Below are 9,030 nucleotides of genomic sequence, written 5' to 3'. Positions count from 1 at the left end.
ACTGATGCTTGCAATGTCACCATCAAGGTCACTGACGATCAGCGGGACGGCAATCGCTTCGCCCTCTGGTGTGCTAATAGTGGCATCGGTTGCCACAGGCGCATCGTTCACAGGCTCTATATCATTATCACTTCCGTTTGCCGCCGCAATTATACCTACCAAACCTAATCCAGCGGCAGCAGGTATCCACCAAGGAATAGCAGCAGCGGCTATGTAATCTTCACCACCTAAAGCTTGTCCCTCAACATCGCCAATTTCTAGCTGTGTCACATAGTCGTAAGTCTCGCCAGTATCAGGAATATAATAATAGTATTCACCATCTTCAGCGATTCCGATTAAAGCAGCATCTGGATTGTCATAAAAGCCTTCTATAATAAGATCACTTTCTTCTCCCTCTTTTTCAAAAGAGATATGAAGAGCATTCTTTATACGCTTAGTAATGATATGGTTAGGAGCACGACCAATAGCAGTATCATGAAATTCGTAGTTCACTTTATCCATAGCGGTAATAATGGTCGGCTTCCCATTTTTAGTCACTACTTGTACTTGCTCAACCGTCTGCGTCGCATTATTAGTTTTTACTATAATCGTATTCATGTTTTTGCCTTTTATTTTAATTCTATGTTCAATATGCTGTCCAAATTAGCTTATTAACAGGTGACTCCATCCACCAATGAAAATACAACTATCGATTGCGTTCCTCTATCACGGCTACGACTCGACGGTTGAGCTGTCGCCCTTCTACCGTATCGTTGCTAGCTCTTGGTTTCGATTTCCCATAACCAATAGCGGTTAAACGTTCATCCCTGATGCTAAACTGCGAGATTAATACTTCTTTGACTGCATCTACTCGGCGTTGTGACAGTGTTTGGTTGTAACTATCACTACCACGATCATCAGTATGGCCTTCTATAGTGACTGACGCATTAGGATATTGCTTCATAAATACTGCCAACTCAGTTATCTTAGCGTAGTATTCTGGACGTAAAATAGATTTGTCTGTCTCAAATAATACTTCGAGATCGATGATGACTTTTTTGGTCAATACAGGTGCTTGTTCTACAACGACGCGATCTAGTTGCTGGATAGATATTGGTGTAGTACAGTTATTGGGAATAACACGACTAATCTGGTGTGATTGATAACGTTTATTAGTTAATAAAGGTAAAGCAACATCAGAGCCAACCTGTTCTAAAGTACTTTCCCCTTTCTCACTCACGTTAACCTGAAAAAAATAGGTTTGAGCTCCTGTTAGCTCATAATTTTTTTTATCTGCTGATAAGTCGTTATTTTTAAAGCCTGTAGCATGCGCACTTAATTGATTAGTGCCAGCACAGGATTCAACGACGGTGTAATTATTTGCGTGCAAACTAGTTTGAAACCTGTTATTAATAGCAATATTGGTGCTGGTTTGCTCAGTATAGCTATCATCTTTTCGCATAAACACTAAGCGAGCTTTATCAGCTGCCACTTCTGTTTCTAATATAGAATTAACATCAGTATTGACCTGGTTGTTCCATGCCACACCATCAATACGACGACTGTCACCATCATTATCAATACCAGAAGTCATAGCGCAAGAAGACACACCAAATAAAGTCATCGGCAAAATAATAACAACCATATTCTTTTTTAGTAATATCTTCATAGTCTTATCCTGATTTCTTGTTTTATTTTATTAAGCTAAACATAGTATGCTGTTATGCGATAGCGCTGAACATAAGTAATCTGTTGCGGACGTTCTATACGACAAAGGCCATATCTTATCAAAAGTAATGACCAGTGTTTTACTTTTTAAGTATATCTGCTAGCAATCTTGGCATCACACTTTCTAAAAAACCACCTAATTCTGTATCCATATATTAAGCTTGCTCATTTGATGTTGGGGCACTAGACAAAGGAAGCTGTCAGTACGTTTTCTACTGTTTACTTTTCTGAGATTTGTGGATTATTTACGATTACCTGCGACTTATCCATAAGATTACTTCTCTAACTTTTAGTACATTATTGTTCAAATTTCTAAGAGGCTTATCTGTTCTTTTAGTCTCTTAATACTATTGATGTAGAAAAATATAATTTTAGTAAGATTTAGCCACCTATCTTATCTGATAGATAACTAGTAATACACAGCTCATCCTTGTCTCGTTATTTGCTTCACAACCTCATCAAAAATATTTTGACATCAACAGTCATTAAAAATGTCATTATTACATTAGACTGGCCTTCAATTGCCATAAAATAATCAGGTATATAGTTAGTTTTATTATCATCAAGTTGTTGAAATCATTAATAACAAAATAAGTCAAGTGGTGTGATCTTATCTGATGTTTTTATAGCGGTATTTTTGGTTTCTCTTTGATGCTTTGATAAAAATGAAGGTTGAATAATATAGTAAAACTATCTAATAATAGGTCTATAAGTTCTAGACATTTATCTAGCAACTTATATCCACTACTATTAGGAAATAAATACAATGACGTATAAAAATGTAACTGTCGCTGGAAGCGGCATCCTAGGCTACCAGATTGCTTTTCAAGCCGCATTTCATGGTTTTAATGTCAGTGTCTACGACATTAATGATGAGGTTTTAGAAAAAGCAAAGTTAAAATTTCAATTGATGTGTAAGGCCTTTCGCAAAGACTTGAGGGCAACCCAAGAGCAGCTGGACAAGGCTTTTGAAAATCTAAGCTATACCTCAGACTTAGCAGACGCGGTCAAAGACGCTGACCTAATGATTGAAGCGATTCCCGAAATCCCTGAAATTAAAATCGAGTTTTATGAAAAACTTGCCAAACTAGCACCAGAGAAAACCATCTTTGCCACCAATACCTCTACCTTGCTTCCTAGTCAGTTTGCAGAATCAACGGGACGACCTGCTCAGTTTTTAGCGCTACACTTTGCCAATAAAATTTGGATGCATAATGTCGCTGAAATTATGGGACATCCTGGAACAGATCCTAAAGTATTTGATGAGGTGGTTGCTTTTGCTACTGCTATTGGCATGGTGGCAATGCCGCTGGATAAGGAGCAACCCGGCTACATCATGAATAGCCTATTAGCACCATTCATAGATGCAGCTCTGCAATTAGTTGCCAAAGAAGTTGCCGATCCACATACGATAGATAAAACGTGGATGATAGTAACTGGCGCACCGTCAGGTCCATTCGGCATATTAGACACTATCGGTATCAACACTGCCTACAACATCACGAAGATATCTGCTGAAAAAACTCGAAACCCTGCAAGGTTTAAAGCTGCTCAGTATTTAAAAGAGCAATTAATTGATCAAAATAAACTAGGGTTCGCGACTGGTGAAGGATTCTATACTTATCCAAACCCTGCTTTCATGCGTCCTGATTTTTTGAAATGATAGAAAACTGGCTCTAAAACACGAAAGGCCATTCAAGCGTTATATTGCATCGCTTGAATGGCCTTGTTAGTCACGCATTTTATTTAACTAAACGTTTCGATATTAAGGTTTGCTTTCGGCAATAACTATCCAAACCTATCTAAGCTATGTTTGTTAACTAGAACAAGAAACTATATCGCGTCAATGCAACTATCTGAATTGGCACTGCATATTTCCAAGGCATACCGCCCGTACAATAGAACTGGCCATCTTCAAAAGCCACAATATGAGCTGTGAAATCATTACCTATCTGATCTTCTAGAGCGTTCTCGTCACTCTTGTCACTTACAGCACACCATATATTTTGATGACCATCCTCAAGCATTAAGCGAGTCAATTCGCTTCCAACAATTACTACGTCCATGTTGTTACTCCTGATCAATGATAATCATTAGTAAGCTAAGCAAGTGGTTTTATAACAGCAACTACTTGAGCATCTTCGAACCTGTTGCGTCTATAGTTATAAGACACTGATGGCTAAACAGATGAGCTTATAGTTAGATGATACATATATTTTGTCATCTATAACAAGAGGTTATAGACAAGCGGTAGATTTATTTACATAGGCTGCAAAAATAATCTATACGCAGAACGTAACAGTCACTTTATTAACATGAGTTATAGTACTGCATCATTATGAGTGAGCTCCACTCTCTTCACTGAGACAGCATACTGCCATAGGTCACCTTTATCACAAACAAACTGGACATTATCAAAGGCGACAATAGGGACTAATAACTCATAGTAACCGTTGTCTATAATTGCGATAGCATAGTCATCACTAATATTACTAACAGCACACCATACGTAGTTACTGACACTTTCCAAGATTACTTTGGTCAACTTACTGCCTTGCAATTCAGCAATCACCTTCAGGCTCCAATATCTACCAAGTTTATCTATTACTATGTAGATAAATTCGGTTTATAAAATATATTTGTATAACTCATAAGTTCTTGAAATAGCCCTAACGTACTTCGAGCAGATTTTTTATCTCTATAATTTATACTTAATCTATTCGGAAGTATGTTTAATTTCATGCCCAATATACTGTCTTTTCGGTATGACAAACTGACTTTAGTTTTTCCTATAAAACACTGTTTGGTCGATGTGCGTTAACGCTTTACTAACATCTCAGAAATTGACAGCAGGGGTCGGCTTATACTACCCTTTATTACTCATTCACTTTAATAGTCTTACTTCTTAAGTAGTAAGATCGTTCCGGAGTAATCCCATGCAGTGGACCAAACCAGCTTTTCAAGACATCCGTATTGGTTTCGAAGTTACTATGTATTTCGAAGCTCGCTAAAGTTTACGAGCACTCAATCCATTAAAAGCCCTAGATGATTAGGGCTTTTATTTTTTGGAAATATTGATTTATGTATATTCACGTTTTAGGCTCAGCTGCTGGTGGTGGTTTCCCGCAGTGGAATTGTAATTGCGATAACTGCCACGGAGTGCGTCAAGGCACGATTCAGGCAAAAACCCGAACCCAATCTTCGATAGCCATATCAGAGAATGGTGTGGATTGGATTTTGTTCAACGCGTCACCTGATATCCGCCAACAATTATTTGAATTCAAGGCAGCACAGCCTGCACGTCAACTGAGAGATACCGGCATCACCAATGTAGTCTTGATGGATAGTCAGCTTGATCATACGACTGGGCTATTGACCCTGCGTGAAGGTTGCCCGATTCCTGTTTGGTGTACTGACATGGTCTATCAAGATCTGACCACAGGATTCCCCCTCTTTAATATGTTGAAGCATTGGAACGGCGGCCTGCAATATCATCAAATCGATCCAAAGGAGGCCTTTAAAATTGAAGGTTTTGACAATTTAGAATTGACACCTTTAGTGATTAGAAGCTCTGCACCGCCCTACTCTCCGCATCGTAATGACCCGCATGATGGTGACAATATTGCTCTGATTGTAAAAGACTTAAAAACCCAGAAGCAGCTCTTTTATGCGCCAGGTCTCGGTAAAATCGATGATCAAGTGATGCAGATTATGAAAGCTTCTGATTGCGTGATGATTGACGGGACGCTATGGACGGACAATGAAATGCAAGAGTGCGGCGTAGGTACAAAAACTGGTCAAGACATGGGGCATTTACATATTAGTGGTGAAGATGGCTCATTGCATTATCTAGATCAGCTCGATGACGCTCGTAAGGTACTGATCCATATCAATAATACCAACCCGATATTGAATGAGCAGTCTGAACAGGCTGCGACATTAAAACAACATGGTGTTGAAGTAGCATTTGATGGTATGCAGATTGAGCTTTAAGACAAATGGTAAGACAAAGGTAGCAATCGTAAGGTGAAAACAATGCAAGAAGAAAAAGAAAAAAAAGCGTTAAGCCCAGAAGCGTTTGAACAAGCGATTATGGATAAGGGTCAGTATTATCATATTTACCACCCTTTTCATATCATGATGCATGAAGGCAAAGCGACGCAGCAGCAGATTCAAGCATGGGTTGCCAACCGTTTTTATTATCAGATTAACATCCCATTGAAAGACGCGGCCATTATGGCAAACTGCCCTGATCAGCGCGTACGTCAAGAGTGGATTCAACGCATGATTGACCAAGATGGCGTGTATCCTGACGGCGGCGGGCGTGAAGCATGGTTAGGTCTGGCAGAGGCAGTTGGTTTGACTCGTGAGCAGGTGATTTCTGAAGAACTTGTGTTACCAGGTGTGCGTTTTGCCGTGGATGCCTATGTAAACTTTGCACGGCGTACCTCATGGCGAGAGGCCGCCAGTAGCTCACTGACCGAGCTGTTTGCTCCGCAAATTCACCAGTCGCGTCTAGAGTCTTGGCCCAAGCACTATCCTTGGATAAAAGAGCAAGGCTATACCTATTTCCGCTCTCGCTTGAGCCAAGCTCGACGCGATGTTGAGCATGGTCTGACCATCACGCTCGACTCGTTCAAAACAGCCGAGCAACAAGAGCGTATGTTAGAGATTCTACAATTTAAACTGGATATTTTGTGGACTATTCTAGACTCCTTAAGCTTAGCTTATGTGCATAATCAAGCCCCTTATCAAAGCGTGACCACCGATAATGTTTGGCATAAAGGATTGTTCAAATGAGTATACCTGATCTAGATAAATCTATCGTACCGGTATGGCGTCACGGTTATCGTTTTCAGTTTGAACCTGCGCAAAATGCGTATGTCTTACTCTACCCTGAAGGCATGATTAAGCTCAATGACAGTGCCAGTATCATTGGGCAACATATTGACGGTCAAGCGTCCATTGCTGATATTATCCAGAAGGTGCAAGCTATGTTTGGCGATATTCCTGAAATCGAACAAGACATCATTGAGTACATGCTGGTCGCCCAGCGTGAACATTGGATTGATTTAGTATGACTGCACCAGTCGGACTACCGCTATGGCTTCTTGCTGAGCTGACCTATCGCTGCCCATTGCAATGCCCTTATTGCTCCAACCCTATTGATTATGCTCAATATAAAGAGGAGCTAACGACGCAAGAGTGGTTTGATGTGTTCGATCAGGCGCGGAAAATGGGCGCAGTGCAGCTTGGTTTTTCTGGCGGTGAACCACTGGTTCGTCAGGACTTAGAAGAACTGGTCGCTTATGCGCACAATCAAGGTTTTTATACTAACTTGATTACATCAGGTATGGGGCTTACAGAGGCTAGAATCGCAAGTTTAAAAGAAGCAGGTCTTCAGCATATTCAGATCAGCTTCCAAGCCAGTGATCCAACGGTCAATAATGCCTTGGCAGGTTCAAAACATGCCTTTGAGCAAAAGTATGAGATGTCACGTCTGGTAAAGCAATACGACTATCCAATGGTACTCAATTTCGTGATTCATCGGCAAAACATCGATCAGATTGATCAAATCATTGATCTCTGCTTAGAGCTTGAAGCCGACACGGTTGAGCTGGCTATTTGTCAGTTTTATGGTTGGGCGTTTGAAAACATAGAAGGCTTACTACCAACTAAAGCACAAGTGGTTCGTGCCGAACGCATTACCAATGAATACCGCAAGCAGATTGAAGAACGTGGTATCAAATGCAAACTGATTTTTGTGGTGCCTGATTATTACGAAGAACGCCCAAAACCTTGTATGGATGGCTGGGGCAAAATTTTCTTAACAGTAGCACCAGACGGTACCGCCCTACCTTGCCATGCTGCCAGACAAATGCCAATACAGTTTCCTAATGTACGAAATACACCACTTTCAGATATTTGGTATGAGTCTACGAGCTTCAATCAGTTTCGCGGTGATGATTGGATGCCCGACATCTGCCAAAGCTGCCCAGACAAAGAGCGCGATTATGGCGGCTGCCGTTGCCAAGCGTTTATGCTGACTGGGGATGCCAAAAATGCTGATCCTGTCTGTGGCAAATCGCCTTATCATTACCTGATTGAGGAGGCACGTATCAATAGCGAGACACCTGTACCTTTTGAAGAATTACGCTTTCGCAATCCAAAGAACTCTAAATCACTGAGTAACAAACAGCTGAATAAAGAAAAACTGATTCCTACTCGTATGGTAACAGGTGAAATATGAATACCCAGCCTGTGATATTTGACGGACATAATGATCTATTGACTCGCCTTTGGCTAAGTTCAGCTGCCGATCCGGTACATGATTTTATTTATGGCACGTTACCAGGACATTTGGATTTACAACGTTGCAAAGAAGCGAACTGGATAGGTGGACTATTTTCTATTTTTTTACCACCCTTCGCTTATGTGAAAAAAAACCATCCTGACAAACTAACCAACCCATCAAATTCAGATTTTACTTCGCAGGAAATCGTTGATATTTGCTGTGCCCAATTGAAACTGGCTCAGCAACTACAGGCAAGGTCTAATGGTCAAATTCAGATTTGCACCTCACTAGAACAAATCAAAGCTTGTCAGCAGAATAAGCAACTGGCTATCGTGTTACACCTTGAAGGTGCTGAATTTTTAGCGATCCAGCCTGACATGCTGGATGTGTTTTATAATGTAGGACTCAGAAGCATCGGCCCACTATGGAATAGAAAGAGCCTCTTCGGTGATGGTTTGAATGCATCCTTCCCTCATTCTCCGGATACAGGCTCTGGTCTAACCCGCGAAGGCAAAGACCTTATCTTGGTATGTCGTGATAAGCAGATGCTGATTGATGTGTCGCATATGAATGAGCGCGCTTTTTGGGATACGTTAGAGATTGCCGACCAGCCTATTGTTGCGACACATTCCAATTCACATGCTCTCTGCCAGCAAGCACGCAACCTAACCGATCGCCAGTTGGCTGCTATTAAACAAAGCGATGGTATGGTTGGGATGAATTTTGACGTGGCGTTTCTCCGTGCAGATGGGCAACGTAATACGCAAACTTCACTTGATGTTATCGTTGATCATCTTGATTACCTAATTAATCATCTAGGTGAAGATCATGTTGGCTTTGGTTCTGATTTTGATGGTTGCCTACTACCTGATGAGCTATCTGATATCAGTCAACTCTCTATGCTAATTGAGCGGATGCAACAACGTCATTTCTCAAATCAACTGATTGAAAAGGTGACGTCAAAAAACTGGTTTACTGTGCTTGATAAAATATGGCAATAGTTAAAATAACCATCAAGCAATCACGGT

General features: G+C 40.8%; 11 protein-coding genes. 7 read left to right on the top strand and 4 right to left on the bottom strand.

Translation table 11 applies throughout. The annotated features are described in order from the left end of the window. Both ACT3QN_RS13510 and ACT3QN_RS13505 read right to left on the bottom strand, forming a co-directional pair. A partial coding sequence (locus ACT3QN_RS13510; RefSeq protein WP_444529292.1) for a hypothetical protein occupies window positions 1-597 on the bottom strand: 597 nt, incomplete at its 3' end. Window positions 598-685: 88 nt separating this feature from the next. Next, on the bottom strand, window positions 686-1,648 hold the full coding sequence (locus ACT3QN_RS13505; protein ID WP_444523959.1) for an OmpA family protein: 963 nt from the start codon (window positions 1,646-1,648) through the stop codon (window positions 686-688). An 825-nt stretch (window positions 1,649-2,473) separates the two neighbouring features. Here ACT3QN_RS13505 and ACT3QN_RS13500 point away from each other — a divergent pair. Further along, window positions 2,474-3,370, top strand: coding sequence for a 3-hydroxyacyl-CoA dehydrogenase (locus ACT3QN_RS13500; RefSeq protein ID WP_444523960.1), 897 nt, complete (start codon window positions 2,474-2,476; stop codon window positions 3,368-3,370). A 157-nt stretch (window positions 3,371-3,527) separates the two neighbouring features. Here ACT3QN_RS13500 and ACT3QN_RS13495 read toward each other — a convergent pair whose 3' ends face one another. Next, a complete protein-coding gene (locus tag ACT3QN_RS13495; protein ID WP_444523961.1) occupies window positions 3,528-3,773 on the bottom strand; it encodes a hypothetical protein in 246 nt (81 codons plus the stop codon). 254 nt (window positions 3,774-4,027) lie between these two features. Continuing rightward, window positions 4,028-4,279 (bottom strand): hypothetical protein, encoded by a 252-nt coding sequence (locus ACT3QN_RS13490; RefSeq protein ID WP_444523962.1) that lies wholly within the window; start codon window positions 4,277-4,279, stop codon window positions 4,028-4,030. A gap of 364 nt (window positions 4,280-4,643) precedes the next feature. Between ACT3QN_RS13490 and pqqA the strand changes: the two genes are divergently transcribed. The 6 genes from pqqA (at window position 4,644) to ACT3QN_RS13460 (ending at window position 9,003) form a co-directional block, all read left to right on the top strand. Continuing rightward, on the top strand, window positions 4,644-4,718 hold the full coding sequence (gene pqqA / locus ACT3QN_RS13485) for a pyrroloquinoline quinone precursor peptide PqqA (RefSeq protein ID WP_082894360.1): 75 nt from the start codon (window positions 4,644-4,646) through the stop codon (window positions 4,716-4,718). A gap of 70 nt (window positions 4,719-4,788) precedes the next feature. Continuing rightward, window positions 4,789-5,700, top strand: coding sequence for a pyrroloquinoline quinone biosynthesis protein PqqB (pqqB, locus tag ACT3QN_RS13480; RefSeq protein WP_444523963.1), 912 nt, complete (start codon window positions 4,789-4,791; stop codon window positions 5,698-5,700). A gap of 42 nt (window positions 5,701-5,742) precedes the next feature. Next, window positions 5,743-6,507, top strand: a complete 765-nt coding sequence (gene pqqC, locus ACT3QN_RS13475; RefSeq protein WP_444523964.1) for a pyrroloquinoline-quinone synthase PqqC — start codon at window positions 5,743-5,745, stop codon at window positions 6,505-6,507. Beyond that, a complete protein-coding gene (pqqD, locus tag ACT3QN_RS13470; protein WP_444521786.1) occupies window positions 6,504-6,788 on the top strand; it encodes a pyrroloquinoline quinone biosynthesis peptide chaperone PqqD in 285 nt (94 codons plus the stop codon). The genes pqqC and pqqD overlap by 4 nt, the downstream gene beginning before the upstream one ends. Then, window positions 6,785-7,957 (top strand): pyrroloquinoline quinone biosynthesis protein PqqE, encoded by a 1,173-nt coding sequence (gene pqqE, locus ACT3QN_RS13465; RefSeq protein WP_444523965.1) that lies wholly within the window; start codon window positions 6,785-6,787, stop codon window positions 7,955-7,957. The genes pqqD and pqqE overlap by 4 nt, the downstream gene beginning before the upstream one ends. Then, a complete protein-coding gene (locus tag ACT3QN_RS13460; protein WP_444523966.1) occupies window positions 7,954-9,003 on the top strand; it encodes a dipeptidase in 1,050 nt (349 codons plus the stop codon). Before pqqE ends, ACT3QN_RS13460 begins: the two co-directional genes overlap by 4 nt. The last annotated feature ends 27 nt before the right edge of the window (window positions 9,004-9,030 follow it).

Source organism: Psychrobacter sp. AOP7-C1-14, assembly GCF_052376135.1.
Taxonomy (GTDB): domain Bacteria; phylum Pseudomonadota; class Gammaproteobacteria; order Pseudomonadales; family Moraxellaceae; genus Psychrobacter.
Note: the sequence above shows the minus strand (reverse complement) of the source record. Positions and strands in the feature narration are given on the sequence as shown.